The following is a 16,448-nucleotide window of genomic DNA, read 5'->3' as shown; positions in this document are numbered from 1 at the left end:
ACATAGCCCATGGACCTTGTCATCGCCCGCCCCGAAGGCCTGTACTGCCCGCCCGGCGATTTCTACATCGACCCTTGGCGGCCCGTGGACCGAGCCGTGATCACCCATGGCCACGGTGACCATGCGCGCACCGGTAATGGCCATTATCTGACCGCCAGCCCTGGTGCCGGTATTCTGCGCAGTCGTCTGGGCCTGGATATCGATTTGCAGACACTGCCCTACGGCGAACGCCTGCTGCACCACGGGGTAACCCTGAGCCTGCACCCGGCCGGGCACGTGCTGGGGTCGGCACAGGTGCGCCTGGAGTATCAGGGTGAAGTCTGGGTTGCATCCGGTGACTACAAGGTAGAGCCCGACGGCACCTGCACCCCGTTCGAACCGGTGGCGTGCCACACCTTCATCACCGAATCGACCTTCGGTCTGCCGATCTACCGCTGGCCCAGGCAAAGCGAAATCTTTGCAGGCATCAATGCCTGGTGGCTGGCCAATCGCGAACAGGGCAAGGCCAGCGTGCTGTTCTGCTATGCCTTCGGCAAGGCCCAGCGGATTCTCCATGGGCTGAATGCCAGCATCGGCCCGATTCTTGTGCATGGCGCCATCGAGCCGCTCAACCGGGTATACCGGGACGCCGGTGTCCACCTGCCGGAAACGCGCTATGCAGGCGATATCCCACGCAACGACCCACTGCTGCGCCAGGCACTGGTGCTGGCCCCGCCGTCAGCCAGCGGCAGCAGCTGGATGCGCCGTTTCGGCGTTTACAGCGACGCCTTCGCCAGCGGCTGGATGCTGCTACGCGGTACCCGCAGGCGGCGCGGCGTGGACCGGGGTTTCGTGCTGTCCGACCACGCCGACTGGCCCGGCCTGCTCTGGGCCATTGGCCAGACCGGCGCCGAGCGGGTGATGGTCACCCACGGCTCGGTCAACGTCCTGGTGCGCTACCTCAACGAACAAGGCCTGGATGCCCGCGCCTTCGTCACCGAGTATGGCGACGAGGACGACGTGCCGAACACCGGGCCTTCGCCATGAAAGCCTTTGCCATGTTGTACCTGCGCCTGGACGCGACTACCTCCAGCAACGCCAAGCTTGAGGCACTGCGCGACTACTTCGGCACAGCCCCCGCTAACGACGCCGCCTGGGCAGTGTACTTTCTGGCCGGGGGGCGCCCACGTCAGCTGGTGCCTACCCGCCTTTTGCGTGAAATGGCCACGGCCCTGGCCTGCCTGCCGGACTGGCTGTTCGAAGAAAGCTATCAGGCGGTGGGCGACTTGGCCGAGACCATTTCGCTGCTGTTACCGCAGCACATCGATGGCAGCGAGGAAGGCCTGGCCACTTGGGTAGAGCAGCACTTGCTGCCCCTGCGCGGGCTGCCACCCGAGCATATCCGGCAGCGCTTGCCGGCGCTCTGGGCGAAGCTGGATCGCCCCAGCCTGATGGTGTGCCTGAAGCTGATCACCGGGAGTTTTCGCGTGGGCGTGTCGAAGCTGCTGGTCACCCGCGCCATGGCGCAACTGGCCGGGCTGGACGCCAAACGCGTAGCCCAGCGCCTGGTCGGTTACACCGACATCAGCCATCGCCCCACGGCGGCCGACTACCAGCAACTGATCGCTCCAGAGACCGCCGATGAGCACAGCCAGCGTGGTGGGCAACCCTACCCCTTCTTCCTGGCCCACCCGCTGCAAGCCTCCACCGACCAGTTCGATACCCTGCTCGGCCCCCCAAGCGACTGGCAAATCGAGTGGAAGTGGGACGGCATTCGCGCTCAGGTGGTCAAGCGCGAGGGCCAGTTGTGGGTCTGGTCGCGCGGTGAGGAACTGGTTACCGAGCGGTTCCCAGAACTGCACAGCCTGGCGCAGACATTGCCCGATGGCGTTGTGCTCGACGGTGAGATTCTGGTTTGGAAGCCTGGTGATACAGGGGCTGAACTGGCCGTGCAGCCTTTCGCCTTGCTACAGCAGCGCATCGGCCGCAAAACGCTGGGCAAAAAAATGCTGCACGACGCGCCGGTGGTGCTGCAGGCCTACGACCTGTTGGAGTGGCAAGGCGAAGACTGGCGCAGCCGACCGCAGCACGAACGCCGTAGCCAACTGGAGCGCTTGGTCGATGAGTACCCGCTTGCCCCCGTGCTGCTGTCGCCGCTGCTGACAGGCCCGGACTGGGCCGACTTTGCCCACCAGCGCGAGCTGTCGCGCAGCCTGGGTGTCGAGGGCCTGATGCTCAAGCAGCGCGAAGCCCTCTACGGCGTGGGGCGCACCAAGGATATGGGCACCTGGTGGAAGTGGAAGATCGACCCGTTCAGCGTCGATGCCGTGCTGATCTATGCCCAGCGTGGGCATGGGCGACGGGCCAGCCTGTACAGCGACTACACCTTTGCCGTGTGGGACGCCCCGGCTGGCACGCCAGGGCGGGTGCTGGTGCCCTTTGCCAAGGCCTATTCGGGGCTCACTGACGAAGAAATGCGCAAGGTCGATACCATCGTTCGCAAGACCACGGTGGAAACCTTTGGCCCGGTGCGCAGTGTGACGCCAACGCTGGTGTTCGAGCTGGGCTTCGAAGGCATCGCCCTGTCTCGACGCCACAAAAGCGGTATTGCCGTGCGCTTTCCGCGCATGCTGCGCTGGCGGCTGGACAAGCCGGTGGATGAGGCAGATGACTTGGCGACCTTGCAGGCGCTACTGGCCTGAAGAGGCCAGTGCGGTAATCAGGGCTACACGGATGGAGGCGAAAGGCTGAAAACTATGCTTCTATCTGTGTGCCGACCCGTGTCGCAGACCGTTTTCGCCACGCAGCCAGGACCACCATGCACCATTCAACCCACGACCTGCTCTCACCCGTTCCGGGCATCACCCGCCAACTGCACAGCTTTCACTTCGGCCCCCGCGGTGGCGGCAAGGTCTATGTCCAGGCCTCGCTGCACGCCGACGAACTACCAGGCATGCTGGTGGCCTGGCACCTCAAGCGTCGCCTAACCGAACTGGAACAGCAAGGTCGACTGCAGCGCGAGATCATCCTGGTGCCGGTGGCCAACCCGGTCGGCCTGGAGCAAGTGTTGCTGGATGCGCCGCTGGGGCGTTTCGAGCTGCAAAGCGGCGAGAACTTCAACCGCAACTTCGTCGACCTGTCAGACAGCATCGGCGACCAGATCGAAGAGCACCTGACCCAGGACTCGGCTCACAACCTCGCACTGATCCGCGAATACCTGCGCCGCGGGCTGGACGCGCACCCAGCCCGTACACCGCTGCAAGCCCAGCGCCTGATCCTGCAGCGCCTGGCCTGCGATGCCGAGATGGTGCTGGACCTGCACTGCGACTTCGAGGCAGTCGAGCACCTGTACACCACACCAGACGCCTGGCCGCAAATCGAGCCGTTGGCCCGCTACCTGGGCGCCCAGGCCAGCCTGCTGGCCACCGATTCGGGCGGGCAGTCTTTCGACGAATGCTTCAGCCTGGTCTGGTGGCAGTTGCAGCAGCGCTTCGGCAAGCGCTTCCCGATCCCGCTGGGCTGCTGCTCGGTAACCGTCGAACTGCGTGGCCAAGCCGATGTCAGCCATGACCTGGCCAGCAAGGATTGCCAGGCGATAATCGACTTTCTGACCCACGCGGGTGTTATCGAGGGCGCCAGCCCGCCTTTGCCGGCCTTGCTCAACCCCGCCACGCCGCTGGCCGCTGTCGAGCCGGTGTCGACGCCACTGGGCGGCTTGCTGGTGTATCACGCCAAACCAGGACAGCACCTGGAAGCCGGCCAGTTGATCGCAGAAATCATCGACCCCCTAAGCGACCGGGTGACCGCCATACGCAACAGCCAGCCGGGCCTGCTGTACGCCCGTAGCGTGCGGCGCATGGCAACGGCTGGCATGGTCATCGCCCATGTGGCCGGCGAGCAGGTGTGCCGCAGCGGCTATCTGCTGGGCAACTGATTCGGTAAAACCATTGCCCTTGGCGGGTGGTCTGTAGAAGCACGACCTTCGACGGACCACTGCCTTATGCCCGCCGCCATCGACCTTGCCAATGCCTGGTTCGCCAAACGCGGCTGGAAGCCGTTCGCTTTCCAGCGACGCGTCTGGGCAGCCGTCGAGCGCGGCCAGTCTGGCCTGTTGCATGCCAGTACCGGCGCCGGCAAGACCTACGCCGTGTGGCTCGCCGCGCTTCGCGCGTTCAAGCCCCAGCCCCAAGGCAGCCAACCGGTGCCATTGCAGGTGCTGTGGGTCACGCCCATGCGGGCCTTGGCCGCTGACACTGCGCGCGCCTTGCAGGCGCCACTGGATGAACTTGAACTGCCTTGGCGCGTGGGGGTGCGCAGCGGCGACACCGGCAGCGCCGAACGCGCCCGGCAAGCGCGGCGCCTGCCAAGCGTGCTGGTCACCACACCCGAAAGCCTGACCTTGCTGCTGATCCGGGCACAGGCGCGCGAAGACTTCGCTACGCTGCGCCTGGTGGTGGTGGATGAATGGCACGAACTGCTGGGCAACAAACGCGGGGTACAACTGCAACTGGCCCTGGCCCACCTGCGCCAGTGGCACCCCGACCTGCCCACTTGGGGCCTCTCGGCCACCCTCGGCAACCTGCAACATGCGCTGGAGGTACTGCTGCCGCAAGGCGGCCTGCTGGTACAGGGCCGCCAGGACAAGGCGCTACAGGTCGATACCTTGCTGCCAACAGCCATCGAGCGCTTCCCCTGGGCGGGGCACATGGGCCTGAAGATGCTCGACCAGGTCAGCTACGAGATCGACGCCAGTGCCAGCTGCTTGGTGTTCACCAACACCCGTGCACAGGCCGAACTTTGGTACCAGGCCCTGCTTGAAGCCCGCCCCGACTGGGCCGGGCTGATTGCCTTGCACCATGCCTCACTGGCCCGAGAAACCCGCGACTGGGTCGAGCGCAGCCTCAAGCAAGGCAGCCTGAAAGCCGTGGTCTGTACTTCCAGCCTGGACCTGGGTGTGGACTTTCTGCCAGTGGAGCGGGTGTTGCAGATTGGCTCGGCCAAGGGCATTGCCCGCCTGATGCAGCGTGCCGGGCGCTCAGGGCATGCACCGGGACGGCGCTCGCGGGTCACCCTGGTGCCTACCCACAGCCTGGAGCTGGTGGAGGCAGCGGCGGCCCGCAAGGCACTGCTTGCCGGTCACATCGAAGCCCGCTTCTCACCAAGCCTGAGCATGGACGTGCTGGTCCAGCACCTGGTCAGCATGGCCCTGGGCAGTGGCTTTCGTCCCGAGCAACTGCTGGCTGAAGTGCGCAGCACCTGGGCCTTTCGCGAGTTGCGCGACAGCCAGTGGCAATGGGCGCTGGACTTCGTCTGTCATGGCGGCAACTCGCTCAGCGCCTACCCGGACTACCAGCGCGTCGAGCGCCACGCCGACGGTGTTTACCGGGTCGCCAGCGAACGTCTGGCACGACGCCATCGCATGGGTATCGGCACCATCGTCAGCGACGCCAACCTGCAACTCAAATACTGGGGCAAGGGTAGCGCGGGCAAGACGCTTGGTAGTGTCGAGGAAGCCTTCATTGCCCGCCTGCGCCCCGGCGACGCGCTGGTGTTTGCCGGGCGGGTGCTGGAGCTGGTGCGCGTGGAAAACATGACGGCCTATGTGCGTCGCAGCACGGCGCGCAAGGCTGCGGTGGCGCGTTGGAATGGCGGGCGCATGCCGCTCTCGAGCGAATTGGCCGACGCGCTGGTCGAACAGCTCGATGCTGCAGCCCATGAACGCTTTGATGGCCCGGAGATGCGCGCAGTGCGCCCGCTGCTGGCGCTGCAGGCACGATGGTCGGCCTTGCCCACCACCGGCACACTGCTGGCCGAGACCTTCAAGTCACGCCAGGGCTGGCATCTGTTCCTGTACCCCTTTGCCGGGCGCATGGCCAACCTGGGCCTGGCCAACCTGATTGCCTGGCGGGTCAGCCGCGTGCAACCGCTATCGGTATCGATTGCCGTCAATGACTATGGGTTCGAACTGCTCAGCCCTGCCCTGGTGGACTGGGCGAGTTACTTGCCGCTGGCGCTGAGCACCGATCACCTGCTGGAAGATGTGCTGGCCAGCCTGAATGCCGGGGAAATGGCTCTGCGGCGCTTTCGTGAGATTGCCCAGATCGCCGGGCTGGTGTTTGGCGGCTACCCAGCGGCGCAGAAGAGCACCCGGCAGATCCAGGCTTCCAGTGGGCTGTTCTATGAAGTGTTTCGCAAACACGATACAGGGAACCTGCTGCTTGGCCAGGCGCAGGATGAGGTGTTGAGCGAGGAGCTGGAGATCGAACGACTGCGTCGGCAGTTGCTGAAAATGGGTGAGTTGCGACTGGACCTGCGCGCGTTGAGGCGGCCAGGGCCGCTGGCGTTTGCGTTGTTGGTGGAAGGCATGCGCGAGACGTTGAGCACCGAGAAGCTGGCGGATCGGATTGCGCGCATGGTGGCGGAACTGGAACAAGCGGCGGTTGGAGGATGAACTACCAACCCATCGAACACTGTGGCCAGTCGCTCTGGCTGCTCCCCGACAAGGCCATCTACTGGCCTGCCCGCCGCGCCCTGCTGGTGGCCGACGTCCACATCGGCAAGGCCGCCAGCTATCGCGCCCTGCATCAACCGGTGCCACGCGGTACCACCCAGGCGACACTTGCCCGGTTGGACGCCTTGTTGGCAGCACATGACTGCGAACAGCTGATCGTTCTTGGCGACTTCCTCCATGCACGCACAGCTCGAGCACCAGCGACGCTGGCCAGGTTACAGCTGTGGCGGGAACGGCATGCACACCTGAAAATCGTGCTGATACGCGGCAATCATGATCGCAATGCCGGCGATCCGCCGGCTTCGTTGCATATTCAAACCGAGGACGAGCCCTGGCTACTGGAACCGTTTGCGCTACGGCACGAGCCTCAGCCCCACCCAACGCACCCGGTGTTGGCGGGCCATGTGCATCCGGCGTTCGTCTTGCGCGGCAAGGCCCGGCAACGCCTGCGCCTGCCTTGCTTCCTGATCGATGCGCACGTCAGCCTGCTGCCGGCATTCGGTGAGTTCACCGGGGGCTGGGAAATCACGCCAGCCGATACCAGCCGGGTATACCTGGCTGGCGCGGGACGCATCTGGCCGTTGTGACAGCACTCAGGCCACAGGGGCTGGTGGCGGTTCGTCCGGCAAAGTCGGCTCGCCCGGCTCCATGGGGGGTGTTTCACCCGGTTCCGGCGGTTGCGGGGTATCGGGGTCAGGCTGGTGGGGCACGCCCCCCGCCTGCATGGGCAGCGGGTGCGCCAGCAGTGACCAGGGCAACAACCCCACGTGATTGGGCTGCAGGCCTGCCAGCTTGGCACTGATTGCGGGATGGAGTTTCATTGGCTGCTCCTGACGAAAGCCGATGCACATCATGCGCACCGGCATTACTGCGTTGGAGTGCCAAAGGCGCGGGTAATTCCCCGCGCTTGTCGGCTCAGGTACGCGGCAAGGTGACGCCGCGCTGGCCCTGGTATTTGCCGCCACGGTCCTTGTACGACACCTCGCATTCTTCGTCGGACTGCAGGAACAGCATCTGCGCTACGCCTTCGTTGGCGTAGATCTTCGCCGGCAACGTGGTGGTGTTGGAGAACTCCAGCGTCACGTGGCCTTCCCACTCAGGCTCGAGCGGGGTGACGTTGACGATGATGCCGCAACGGGCGTACGTGCTCTTGCCCAGGCAGATGGTCAGCACGTCACGCGGAATGCGGAAATACTCGACAGTGCGCGCCAGGGCGAACGAGTTCGGCGGAATGATGCACACGTCGCTCTTGATGTCGACGAAGCTGCCGGCGTCGAAGTTTTTCGGGTCGACGGTGGCCGAGTTGATGTTGGTGAACACCTTGAATTCGTCGGCGCAGCGTACGTCGTAACCGTAGCTGGAGACCCCGAACGAAATCACTCGACTGTCCTGTTCGCCGCGCACCTGGCGCTCGACGAACGGTTCGATCATGCCGTGTTCCTGCGCCATGCGGCGAATCCACTTGTCCGATTTGATGCTCATGGCGGGGTGTCCTGAAGAGTTGCGTGTTGAAAATCGTGATGCGCATCTTACCGGTCCCGGCGCCCAGGTTAAAGTTCCATGCCTCATCCCGCGCCGGGCGGGGGCTACAGCCGCCGTCGATCCGAATTTGCGTAAAGCGCCCTCTGACCATTGGCAGGTTGCGGAAAGTGGGGTAAGGTGGCGCCACTGTGCTGCACGTGACACCGAGAATCTCTAGTTTGATGCACGATCCTGATCGGCCCATCGCTGAATTTTCTGCTCTCTTTGCGCTCAGTCCCGGGCAGGGTTTTTCCTGACCGTTATCAAATTGTCCAAGGAGACAGAAAAATGTCCAACCGTCAAAACGGTACCGTTAAGTGGTTCAACGATGAGAAAGGCTACGGCTTCATCACCCCTCAGTCGGGCGACGACCTGTTCGTGCACTTCAAAGCCATCCAAGCTGACGGCTTCAAAACCCTGAAAGAAGGCCAGGCTGTTACTTTCGTCGCTACCCGCGGCCAGAAAGGCATGCAGGCTGAAGAAGTTCAGATCGCCTAAGTCGATCTCGCTTCCTAGCTTTCAAAAAAACCCGCCTCTGGCGGGTTTTTTTATGCCTGACATAAAGGCTATGCCTGCACGTGCGGGAGCGGCCTTGTGTCGCTAAACGGCCGCTCCAACAGGAAGTGCGTCAGTCTTCGCTGATGGTAATGCTCGGCATCGCCGGTGCCGCTGCTTCCTGCAGCACGATCCGCGCGCCCACCTGGCGAGCCAGCTCCTGATAGACCATGGCAATCTGGCTTTCCGGCTCGGCGATCGCCGTCGGTTTGCCGCTGTCGGCCTGCTCGCGGATCAGCATCGACAACGGCAGCGATGCCAACAGGTCGACGCCATACTGGCTGGCCAGCTTCTCGCCACCGCCTTCACCGAACAGGTGCTCGGCATGGCCGCAGTTCGAACAGATATGCACAGCCATATTCTCGACCACACCCAGCACCGGGATGTTGACCTTGCGGAACATCTCCACGCCCTTCTTGGCATCCAGCAACGCCAGGTCCTGCGGGGTGGTAACGATCACGGAACCGGCCACCGGTACCTTTTGCGCCAGGGTCAGCTGGATATCACCGGTGCCCGGCGGCATGTCGATCACCAGGTAATCCAGGTCATCCCAGGCGGTCTGGGTCACCAGTTGCAGCAGCGCGCCGGAGACCATTGGGCCACGCCATACCATCGGTGTATTGTCGTCGGTGAGGAAGGCCATGGACATGACTTCCACGCCATGAGCCTTGATCGGCACGAACCACTTCTGCTCGCGAATCTGCGGGCGGGTGCCCTCGGCGATACCGAACATCACACCCTGGCTGGGGCCGTAGATATCGGCATCGAGAATACCTACCCGCGCACCTTCGCGGGCCAGGGCCAAGGCCAGGTTGGCCGCCGTGGTCGACTTGCCCACACCGCCCTTGCCCGACGCCACAGCGATGATGTTCTTGACGTTGGCCATGGCCGGCACCTGGGCCTGGGCCTTGTGCGCAGCCACTACGCAGTCGATCGACACCTGGGCGCCGCTGACGCCCTCAAGGTTGCCGATGGCGGTTTGCAGCACCTGGGCCCAACCGTTCTTGAACAGCCCGGCGGCATAGCCCAATTGCAACTGCACGCTGACCTGCCCGCCCTGGATATCGATGGCACGCACGCAGCCGGCGCTGACCGGGTCCTGGTTCAGGTAGGGGTCGGTGTACTGGCGAAGCACGCCTTCGACGGCGGCACGGGTGACGGCACTCATGGAGACTCCCATTGGCAAACTGAATGTAAAACAGGCGCCTATCCTAACCCGTCAATCGTCAGCAGATGCGCTTGCGGGGTGAAATATCTTCGCCAGCCCTTTATAGTGGCCGATCACCCTCATTTTTACCCCGTAGCCAGATAAGTAGCCGAGCCACCATGTCCGAGCCACGTCAGATTCTCGTCACCAGCGCCCTGCCCTATGCCAATGGATCGATCCATCTAGGCCATATGCTCGAGTACATCCAGACAGACATGTGGGTCCGCTTCCAGAAAATGCGCGGCAACCAGTGTATCTACGTCTGCGCCGATGACGCCCACGGCTCCGCCATCATGCTGCGTGCCGAGAAAGAAGGCATCACACCGGAGCAGCTGATCGCCAATGTCCAGGCCGAGCACAGCAGCGACTTCGCCGACTTCCTGGTGGACTTCGACAACTTCCACTCGACCCACAGCGAAGAAAACCGCGAGCTGTCGAGCCTGATCTACACGCGCCTGCGTGAAGCCGGGCACATCGCCACCCGTTCGGTGACCCAGTACTTCGACCCGGAAAAGGGTATGTTCCTCGCCGACCGCTTCATCAAGGGCACCTGCCCCAAGTGCGCGGCCGAAGACCAGTATGGCGACAACTGCGAAAAATGCGGCGCCACCTACGCACCCACCGAACTGAAAAACCCCAAGTCGGCGATCTCCGGCGCCACACCGGTACTGCGTGACTCCCAGCACTTCTTCTTCAAGCTGCCCGACTTCCAGGCCATGCTGCAGCAGTGGACCCGCAGCGGCACCCTGCAGGACGCGGTAGCCAACAAGCTGGCCGAATGGCTGGACTCCGGCCTGCAGGAGTGGGATATCTCCCGCGATGCGCCGTACTTCGGCTTCGAAATACCGGGCGAGCCGGGCAAGTACTTCTACGTTTGGCTGGATGCGCCAATCGGCTACATGGCCAGCTTCAAGAACCTCTGTGCACGCCGCCCGGAGCTGGACTTCGACGCCTTCTGGAACGAAGGCTCCAAGGCCGAGCTGTACCACTTCATCGGCAAGGACATCGTCAACTTCCACGCCCTGTTCTGGCCTGCCATGCTCGAAGGCGCGGGCTTTCGCAAGCCGACCGCGGTCAACGTGCACGGCTACCTGACCGTCAACGGCGCCAAGATGTCCAAGTCGCGCGGCACCTTCATCAAGGCCCGTACCTACCTTGACCACCTGCAGCCGGAATACCTGCGTTACTACTACGCAGCCAAGCTGGGCCGTGGCGTCGACGACCTGGACTTGAACCTGGAAGACTTCGTGCAGAAGGTCAACTCCGACCTGGTCGGCAAGGTGGTCAACATTGCCAGCCGCTGCGCAGGTTTCATCCACAAGGGCAACGAAGGTGTGATGGTAAGCGGTGATGCCGCGCCTGAGCTGACCGAAGCCTTCGTGACGGCCGCACCCTCCATCGCCGAAGCCTATGAAGCCCGTGATTTTGGCCGCGCCATGCGCGAAATCATGGCGCTGGCCGACCGCGCCAACGCCTGGATCGCCGACAAGGCCCCGTGGTCGCTGGCCAAACAGGAAGGCAAGCAGGATGAAGTACAGGCCATCTGCGCCCAAGGCATCAACCTGTTCCGTCAGCTGGTGATCTTCCTCAAGCCGGTGCTGCCAGTGCTGGCCGCTGACGCCGAGGCTTTCCTCAACGTTGCCCCACTGACCTGGAGCGATCACCTGTCGCGCCTGGAAAACCACAAACTGAACCCGTTCAAGGCCCTGATGAGCCGTATCGAGCCGGCCAAGGTCGAAGCCATGGTCGCAGCCAGCAAGGAAGACCTGCTGGCTACGCAAGCCAAGGCACCAGCGGGCAATGGCGAGCTGACCAAGGACCCGTTGTCAGCGGAGATCGAGTTCGATACCTTCGCGGCAGTCGACCTGCGCGTGGCGCTGATCGTCAAGGCCGAAGCCGTGGCAGGTGCCGACAAGTTGCTGCAACTGACCCTGGACATCGGTGACGAGCGCCGCAACGTGTTCTCCGGCATCAAGTCGGCCTACCCAGACCCGTCCAAGCTGGAAGGCCGCCTGACCATGATGGTGGCCAACCTCAAGCCACGGAAGATGCGCTTTGGCGTGTCCGAGGGCATGGTCATGGCTGCCGGCCCTGGCGGTGAAGAAATCTACCTGCTGAGCCCGGACAGCGGCGCCAAGCCAGGCCAGCGCATCAAGTAACCCCTCTGCCCCGGCCCTCGTGCCGGGGCAGTTCTTTCTGTACCTCGATTGCCGGCCGTCCCTCCCGATTCCCGGCTATCTTCATCTCATGAATGACTACATCCTGGTCCTGATAAGCGCCGCGCTGGTCAATCACCTGTGCCTCCTGCAACAGCCTTTCTCCAGGCCGCATCTGCATGTACACGGGCTGGCTGGTGCGCTGTGCATCGCCTTGGGCGTGATCGGCGCACAGCTGCTGCTGCGCGGGGTACTTGCCCCGCTGCACATCCATGATCTTGCTCTGTTCCTGTTGTTGCCCTGGCTGGCACTGCTTGCCTGGGGCCTGCCCTGGCTAATGGCCAAGTGGCGCCCGGCCTGGCCCGTAGTGGGGTTACCAGCGCTGCTGTCGAGCAATGCCCTGGCGCTGGGGCTGGGCCTGCAGCAGGCAAGCGACGACAGCCCCTGGTCAGCCACGCTGCTGCAAGCCTTGCTGGCAGGAGGAGGCTTTTGGCTGGCGCTGATGGTGTTCAGTGATCTGCGCCAACGCAGTGCCCATGCCGACATCCCTGGCGTACTGCGCGGCCTGCCCATCGAATTGATCGGCGCCGGGGTAATGGCCATGGCGTTTTCCGGTTTCAACGGAATGTTCGGCCAATGATCAACAGTCCCGACCCGCGGCTACGTACCAGCATGGGCCTGGTCTTGCTGGCCTGCTTGCCCGGCCTTCTGACGCTGTTATGGCTGCATGGCTGGGGCATGCTGCTGAACCTGTTGCTGTGTGCCAGTGCGGCACTCCTGTGCGAAGCGGCGCTGCTGGCGTTGCGCGGCCAATCACCCAGCACGGCGCTAAACGATGGCAGTGCACTGGTGACCGCCGTGCTACTGGCGGCCGCCCTGCCCACGCTCGCCCCGTGGTGGTTGCCGGTGATCGCGGCAAGTGCTGCCATCGGCATCGGCAAGCAGGCCTTTGGTGGGGTTGGGCGAAATCTGTTCAACCCGGCCATGGTCGGATATGCCTTTGTGCTCCTGAGTTTTCCGTTGCAGATGAACCATTGGCCAGGGCCGGCCCCGGGCTTGCTCGACAGCCTGCAGCAAGTGTTCGCCGGGGGCGATCAGGTCGATGCCTGGGCCCGGCCAACCCTGCTCGACGGCTTGCGCCACAACCGCAGCCTGACCATCGACGAGCTGTTTGCCAGCCATCCGGGCTTCGGCAGCATTGGCGGTGCAGGAAGCGAATGGGTCAACCTGGCATTCCTGCTCGGTGGCCTGTTCTTGTTGCAGCGCAAGGTAATCAGCTGGCATGCGCCGGCGGGCTTGCTGGCAGGGCTGTTCGTATTCAGTTTATTGGGCTGGAACGGTTCGGGATCGGACTCCAATGGTTCGCCCTTGCTGCACCTGTTCTCCGGTTCGACCATGCTGGCAGCCTTCTTCATTGCCACCGAGCCAGTTTCCGGCCCCAGGAACGAATGGGCCAGGCTGTGCTTCGGCCTGGGAACAGGGCTGCTCATCTACCTGATTCGTACCTGGGGCAGCTACCCGGATGGCACTGCATTCGCCATCTTGCTGATGAACCTTGTGGCGCCGACGCTCGAGCGCCTGGCCACGCAGCGCCAGCAGGCTACCCGATGAAGCGCCTGGCACATGATGTGGGCCTGCTGTTGCTGACTGGCGTATTGGCAGTGTCTGCCACTTTCGCGTGGCGGCATTGGACCGGCCCAGCCATCACCAGCGCCGAGAAGCAACTGCAAAGCCGCCAACGCCTGGCAGTGCTGCCCGAGGGCAGTTTTGACAACCAGCCACTGGACAACCCGCTACCGAGGCCCGCCGCACAGCGGCCCAACAGCCACATCCTGGCGGCTTACCGTGCCACGCTGGCGGGCAAGCCAAGCGCTATTATCCTGGTCACGCAAACCCAAGGCTATGCCGGGCCGATTGTGCTGAGTGTTGCCATCGCCACAGACGGCCGGCTGATCGGCAGCCAGGTGGTCGAACAACAGGAAAGCCCTGGGCTGGGGGCACGCGTAGGCGACCCGCAACTGCACTGGCTGGGGCAGTTCGAAAACCGCCAATTGAACGACCACTGGGCGCTGAAGCGGGACCACGGCGACTTTGACCAATTGGCCGGCGCGACCGTGACCTCGCGGGCAGTGATCGCCGCATTGCAGGAGGCGCTGAGCTATTTTGACGAGCAGCGCAGCGTACTGCTGGAGAACGCCACGCATGAATAGATTCTGCCTGCTGGCCGTAAGCCTGGTGCCCATGCTGGGCGCCACCCGCACCCTGACCGAGGGCGCCACCATCGGATTGTGTGCGGTAGTGATGGGGGGCATGCACCAACTGTTGCTGGCACCGTTGCGTCCGCGTCTGGCCAGCTGGGCCTACGCGCTGGCCAGCCTTCTGTTGCTGGCCGCCTTGGCCTGCTGCCTGCAAATGGCACTGCTTGCCTGGTCGCTGCCTTTGGCACTGGCGCTCGGCTTCTATCCCGCCTTGTTGTGCCTGCAGTGTTTGGCCTGCGACCTCCTGCTGCCGGACCAACAGCGCTGGCGCGTACTCGCCGTGCACCTCGGCGCGGTGTTTGCCAGCTGCCTGCTGCTTGGCGCCAGCCGCCAATGGCTGGCCAATTTTGCCGACCTGCACCTGGCCAGCCTGGCCCCCGGCGCCCTGCTACTGCTCGGACTGCTGCTGGCCTTGTACAATCGCTTGCGTCCGGGCTCAGCCCACCCACGTCGTCAAGGAAAGCTCTGATTTCATGAATGCCGCCAAACGCCTGGAGATTTTTCGCAGGCTGCACGAAGACAACCCCGACCCGAAGACCGAACTGGCCTACACCACCCCGTTCGAACTGCTGGTCGCCGTGACGCTGTCCGCGCAATCCACCGACGTCGGCGTCAACAAGGCCACAGCGCGCCTGTTCCCCGTCGCCAACACCCCCGAGGCCATCTATGCCCTGGGCGTTGAAGGGCTTAGCGAGTACATCAAGACCATCGGGCTTTACAACAGCAAGGCCAAGAATGTCATAGAAGCCTGCCGGCTTCTGATCGAGCGCCACGGCAGCGAGGTACCGCAAACCCGTGAAGCGCTGGAGGCGCTGCCTGGCGTGGGCCGCAAGACCGCCAACGTGGTCCTCAACACCGCATTCCGTCAACCGACCATGGCAGTGGATACCCATATCTATCGGGTGAGTAACCGCACGGGAATTGCGCCAGGCAAAACGGTGCTGGAAGTGGAAAAGAAACTGGTCAAGTTCGTACCAAAAGATTACCTGCTAGACGCCCACCACTGGCTGATTCTGCACGGACGTTATGTGTGCCAGGCGCGCAAGCCAAGGTGCGGCAGTTGCAGGATCGAAGATTTGTGCGAGTACAAGCACAAAACCTCCGACGATTGAGCCGATAGCTAGAAACCACGCTTGACGATTGAAAAAATCTTTTTTACCAGCGTCTGCTTTCTGGTTATAAGGACGGCCAATGGCCCCTTGGCTTGGAGCGACTCATGAGTACCGACAAAGACGACCTGTCGATCGAAGATGATTTTGTTGCCGCAGACGATGACGCGGAGCCCCAGGTAGAAACCGCAAAGACCAACCTGAGCAAACGCCGCACCATCGACAACATGCTGGAAGAACGGCGCCTGCAAAAGCAGCTGGCCGATTTCGACTACGACCTGTAGGACATGCAGCCCTGGCAAAGCCTCCTGGCGGGAGGCTTCCAGGCCTGGCGATCAGCTAAGACCTTGCCGTTGCGCCAGCTCGATCAGGTCTACCAGCGAGCGCGCATTGAGCTTGAGCAATAGCCGCGACTTGTAGGTACTGACCGTCTTGTTGCTGAGGTACATGCTGTCGGCAATTTCCTTGTTCGAACGCCCCCGCGCCAGTTGCTGCAGCACCGTCATTTCACGCGCCGAAAGGCGATTGACCATATCCGCCTCGCTAGCTGCGCCCCTGCCACGTGACGCATGCAACGCCTGGTTGGGGAAATAGCTGTAACCCGACAACACGGCCTTGATGGCGCTAAGCAGCTCGGTAAGCTCCTGCTGCTTGCACACGTAACCTGCCGCCCCCGCCTGCATGCAACGCATCGAAAAATTGCCGGGGGCCTGCGACGTCAGCACGAGTACCTTACTGCCCGGGCTGAAGGTGGCCATGCGGGCGATCACCTCCAGGCCATCCAGTTTCGGTATACCGATATCCAGCACCACGATATCCGGCAGGTGTTGCCGAGTCAGCTGCAGCGCAGCCACCCCATTGTCGGTCTCCGCCACAACGTCATACCCATGCCGCTCCATCAGCATGCGTACGGCCAGGCGTATGACCGGGTGATCATCCACGATAAGCACTTTATTCATGCGATATCCATTCATTGTTATTGCTTTGGCACGCCAAGATAACCGACAGGGCGCTTGCTGGCGCGGTGATTTCCCGGCGAAACTCATGGACAGACAAAACTTACAACGCTTACAGAAATTTCCTACACATCACGACTATGACTGTAACAAGCAAATACCTTGTCACCTGGATTGAAGGTATCACCCACCTGCA

The 16,448-nt window shown here is 63.0% G+C and carries 17 protein-coding genes; 13 read left to right on the top strand and 4 right to left on the bottom strand.

What is annotated here, in order from left to right; all coding sequences use genetic code 11:
* Positions 1-9 precede the first annotated feature (9 nt).
* The 5 genes from APH35_RS01050 (at position 10) to pdeM (ending at position 7,077) form a co-directional block, all read left to right on the top strand.
* The gene (locus tag APH35_RS01050) at positions 10-1,026 is read left to right on the top strand and encodes a ligase-associated DNA damage response exonuclease (RefSeq protein WP_060514056.1); all 1,017 of its coding nucleotides are present in this window, start codon (positions 10-12) and stop codon (positions 1,024-1,026) included.
* Positions 1,023-2,681: an ATP-dependent DNA ligase gene (locus APH35_RS01045; RefSeq protein ID WP_060514055.1), complete on the top strand. Its 1,659-nt coding sequence runs from the start codon at positions 1,023-1,025 to the stop codon at positions 2,679-2,681. Before APH35_RS01050 ends, APH35_RS01045 begins: the two co-directional genes overlap by 4 nt.
* A 116-nt stretch (positions 2,682-2,797) precedes the next feature.
* Positions 2,798-3,913: a succinylglutamate desuccinylase/aspartoacylase family protein gene (locus tag APH35_RS01040; protein ID WP_012273866.1), complete on the top strand. Its 1,116-nt coding sequence runs from the start codon at positions 2,798-2,800 to the stop codon at positions 3,911-3,913.
* 66 nt (positions 3,914-3,979) lie between these two features.
* A complete protein-coding gene (locus APH35_RS01035; RefSeq protein WP_060514054.1) occupies positions 3,980-6,430 on the top strand; it encodes a ligase-associated DNA damage response DEXH box helicase in 2,451 nt (816 codons plus the stop codon).
* A complete protein-coding gene (gene pdeM / locus APH35_RS01030; RefSeq protein ID WP_060514053.1) occupies positions 6,427-7,077 on the top strand; it encodes a ligase-associated DNA damage response endonuclease PdeM in 651 nt (216 codons plus the stop codon). Before APH35_RS01035 ends, pdeM begins: the two co-directional genes overlap by 4 nt.
* A gap of 6 nt (positions 7,078-7,083) precedes the next feature.
* On the opposite strand, the gene APH35_RS01025 is transcribed toward pdeM, so the two are convergent.
* Positions 7,084-7,311: a hypothetical protein gene (locus APH35_RS01025; protein ID WP_003254918.1), complete on the bottom strand. Its 228-nt coding sequence runs from the start codon at positions 7,309-7,311 to the stop codon at positions 7,084-7,086.
* 94 nt (positions 7,312-7,405) lie between these two features.
* Positions 7,406-7,972, bottom strand: a complete 567-nt coding sequence (gene dcd, locus APH35_RS01020; protein WP_003258001.1) for a dCTP deaminase — start codon at positions 7,970-7,972, stop codon at positions 7,406-7,408.
* Between the two features lie 327 nt (positions 7,973-8,299).
* Here dcd and APH35_RS01015 point away from each other — a divergent pair, with 327 nt between their 5' ends.
* Positions 8,300-8,509, top strand: coding sequence for a cold-shock protein (locus APH35_RS01015; protein WP_012273869.1), 210 nt, complete (start codon positions 8,300-8,302; stop codon positions 8,507-8,509).
* A gap of 130 nt (positions 8,510-8,639) precedes the next feature.
* Here APH35_RS01015 and apbC read toward each other — a convergent pair whose 3' ends face one another.
* Entirely contained in the window at positions 8,640-9,734 is a 1,095-nt protein-coding gene (gene apbC, locus APH35_RS01010; RefSeq protein WP_012273870.1) for an iron-sulfur cluster carrier protein ApbC, read from the bottom strand.
* A 158-nt stretch (positions 9,735-9,892) separates the two neighbouring features.
* Between apbC and metG the strand changes: the two genes are divergently transcribed.
* From metG to APH35_RS28945, 7 genes are all read left to right on the top strand, one after another.
* Positions 9,893-11,932 carry a methionine--tRNA ligase gene (metG, locus tag APH35_RS01005; protein WP_060514052.1) on the top strand — a complete coding sequence of 680 codons (2,040 nt, stop codon included), beginning with the start codon at positions 9,893-9,895 and terminating at the stop codon, positions 11,930-11,932.
* An 88-nt stretch (positions 11,933-12,020) separates the two neighbouring features.
* On the top strand, positions 12,021-12,569 hold the full coding sequence (locus tag APH35_RS01000; RefSeq protein WP_012273872.1) for an Rnf-Nqr domain containing protein: 549 nt from the start codon (positions 12,021-12,023) through the stop codon (positions 12,567-12,569).
* Positions 12,566-13,540, top strand: a complete 975-nt coding sequence (locus APH35_RS00995; RefSeq protein ID WP_012273873.1) for an RnfABCDGE type electron transport complex subunit D — start codon at positions 12,566-12,568, stop codon at positions 13,538-13,540. The genes APH35_RS01000 and APH35_RS00995 overlap by 4 nt, the downstream gene beginning before the upstream one ends.
* A complete protein-coding gene (locus APH35_RS00990; protein WP_060493328.1) occupies positions 13,537-14,139 on the top strand; it encodes an RnfABCDGE type electron transport complex subunit G in 603 nt (200 codons plus the stop codon). The genes APH35_RS00995 and APH35_RS00990 overlap by 4 nt, the downstream gene beginning before the upstream one ends.
* Entirely contained in the window at positions 14,132-14,656 is a 525-nt protein-coding gene (locus APH35_RS00985; RefSeq protein ID WP_012273875.1) for a hypothetical protein, read from the top strand. The genes APH35_RS00990 and APH35_RS00985 overlap by 8 nt, the downstream gene beginning before the upstream one ends.
* Before the next feature lie 4 nt (positions 14,657-14,660).
* Positions 14,661-15,299 carry an endonuclease III gene (nth, locus tag APH35_RS00980; RefSeq protein WP_012273876.1) on the top strand — a complete coding sequence of 213 codons (639 nt, stop codon included), beginning with the start codon at positions 14,661-14,663 and terminating at the stop codon, positions 15,297-15,299.
* A gap of 104 nt (positions 15,300-15,403) precedes the next feature.
* The gene (locus tag APH35_RS28945) at positions 15,404-15,580 is read left to right on the top strand and encodes a PA3496 family putative envelope integrity protein (RefSeq protein ID WP_012273877.1); all 177 of its coding nucleotides are present in this window, start codon (positions 15,404-15,406) and stop codon (positions 15,578-15,580) included.
* 51 nt (positions 15,581-15,631) lie between these two features.
* Here APH35_RS28945 and APH35_RS00975 read toward each other — a convergent pair whose 3' ends face one another.
* Complete coding sequence (locus APH35_RS00975) at positions 15,632-16,255, bottom strand: response regulator transcription factor (protein ID WP_012273878.1); 624 nt, start codon at positions 16,253-16,255, stop codon at positions 15,632-15,634.
* Positions 16,256-16,448: the final 193 nt, after the last annotated feature.

The organism is Pseudomonas sp. NBRC 111132, assembly GCF_001320565.1.
GTDB lineage: Bacteria > Pseudomonadota > Gammaproteobacteria > Pseudomonadales > Pseudomonadaceae > Aquipseudomonas > Aquipseudomonas putida_P.
This window is presented reverse-complemented; position numbering and strand designations above follow the sequence as displayed.

Excerpts from the sequence above, each read along its gene's own strand:
- APH35_RS01050 (WP_060514056.1), top strand. The coding sequence starts at position 10 with ATGGACCTTGTCATCGCCCGCCCCGAAGGCCTGTACTGCCCGCCCGGC.
- APH35_RS01045 (WP_060514055.1), top strand. The coding sequence starts at position 1,023 with ATGAAAGCCTTTGCCATGTTGTACCTGCGCCTGGACGCGACTACCTCC.
- APH35_RS01040 (WP_012273866.1), top strand. The coding sequence starts at position 2,798 with ATGCACCATTCAACCCACGACCTGCTCTCACCCGTTCCGGGCATCACC.
- APH35_RS01035 (WP_060514054.1), top strand. The coding sequence starts at position 3,980 with ATGCCCGCCGCCATCGACCTTGCCAATGCCTGGTTCGCCAAACGCGGC.
- pdeM (WP_060514053.1), top strand. The coding sequence starts at position 6,427 with ATGAACTACCAACCCATCGAACACTGTGGCCAGTCGCTCTGGCTGCTC.
- APH35_RS01025 (WP_003254918.1), bottom strand. The coding sequence starts at position 7,311 with ATGAAACTCCATCCCGCAATCAGTGCCAAGCTGGCAGGCCTGCAGCCC.
- dcd (WP_003258001.1), bottom strand. The coding sequence starts at position 7,972 with ATGAGCATCAAATCGGACAAGTGGATTCGCCGCATGGCGCAGGAACAC.
- APH35_RS01015 (WP_012273869.1), top strand. The coding sequence starts at position 8,300 with ATGTCCAACCGTCAAAACGGTACCGTTAAGTGGTTCAACGATGAGAAA.
- apbC (WP_012273870.1), bottom strand. The coding sequence starts at position 9,734 with ATGAGTGCCGTCACCCGTGCCGCCGTCGAAGGCGTGCTTCGCCAGTAC.
- metG (WP_060514052.1), top strand. The coding sequence starts at position 9,893 with ATGTCCGAGCCACGTCAGATTCTCGTCACCAGCGCCCTGCCCTATGCC.
- APH35_RS01000 (WP_012273872.1), top strand. The coding sequence starts at position 12,021 with ATGAATGACTACATCCTGGTCCTGATAAGCGCCGCGCTGGTCAATCAC.
- APH35_RS00995 (WP_012273873.1), top strand. The coding sequence starts at position 12,566 with ATGATCAACAGTCCCGACCCGCGGCTACGTACCAGCATGGGCCTGGTC.
- APH35_RS00990 (WP_060493328.1), top strand. The coding sequence starts at position 13,537 with ATGAAGCGCCTGGCACATGATGTGGGCCTGCTGTTGCTGACTGGCGTA.
- APH35_RS00985 (WP_012273875.1), top strand. The coding sequence starts at position 14,132 with ATGAATAGATTCTGCCTGCTGGCCGTAAGCCTGGTGCCCATGCTGGGC.
- nth (WP_012273876.1), top strand. The coding sequence starts at position 14,661 with ATGAATGCCGCCAAACGCCTGGAGATTTTTCGCAGGCTGCACGAAGAC.
- APH35_RS28945 (WP_012273877.1), top strand. The coding sequence starts at position 15,404 with ATGAGTACCGACAAAGACGACCTGTCGATCGAAGATGATTTTGTTGCC.
- APH35_RS00975 (WP_012273878.1), bottom strand. The coding sequence starts at position 16,255 with ATGAATAAAGTGCTTATCGTGGATGATCACCCGGTCATACGCCTGGCC.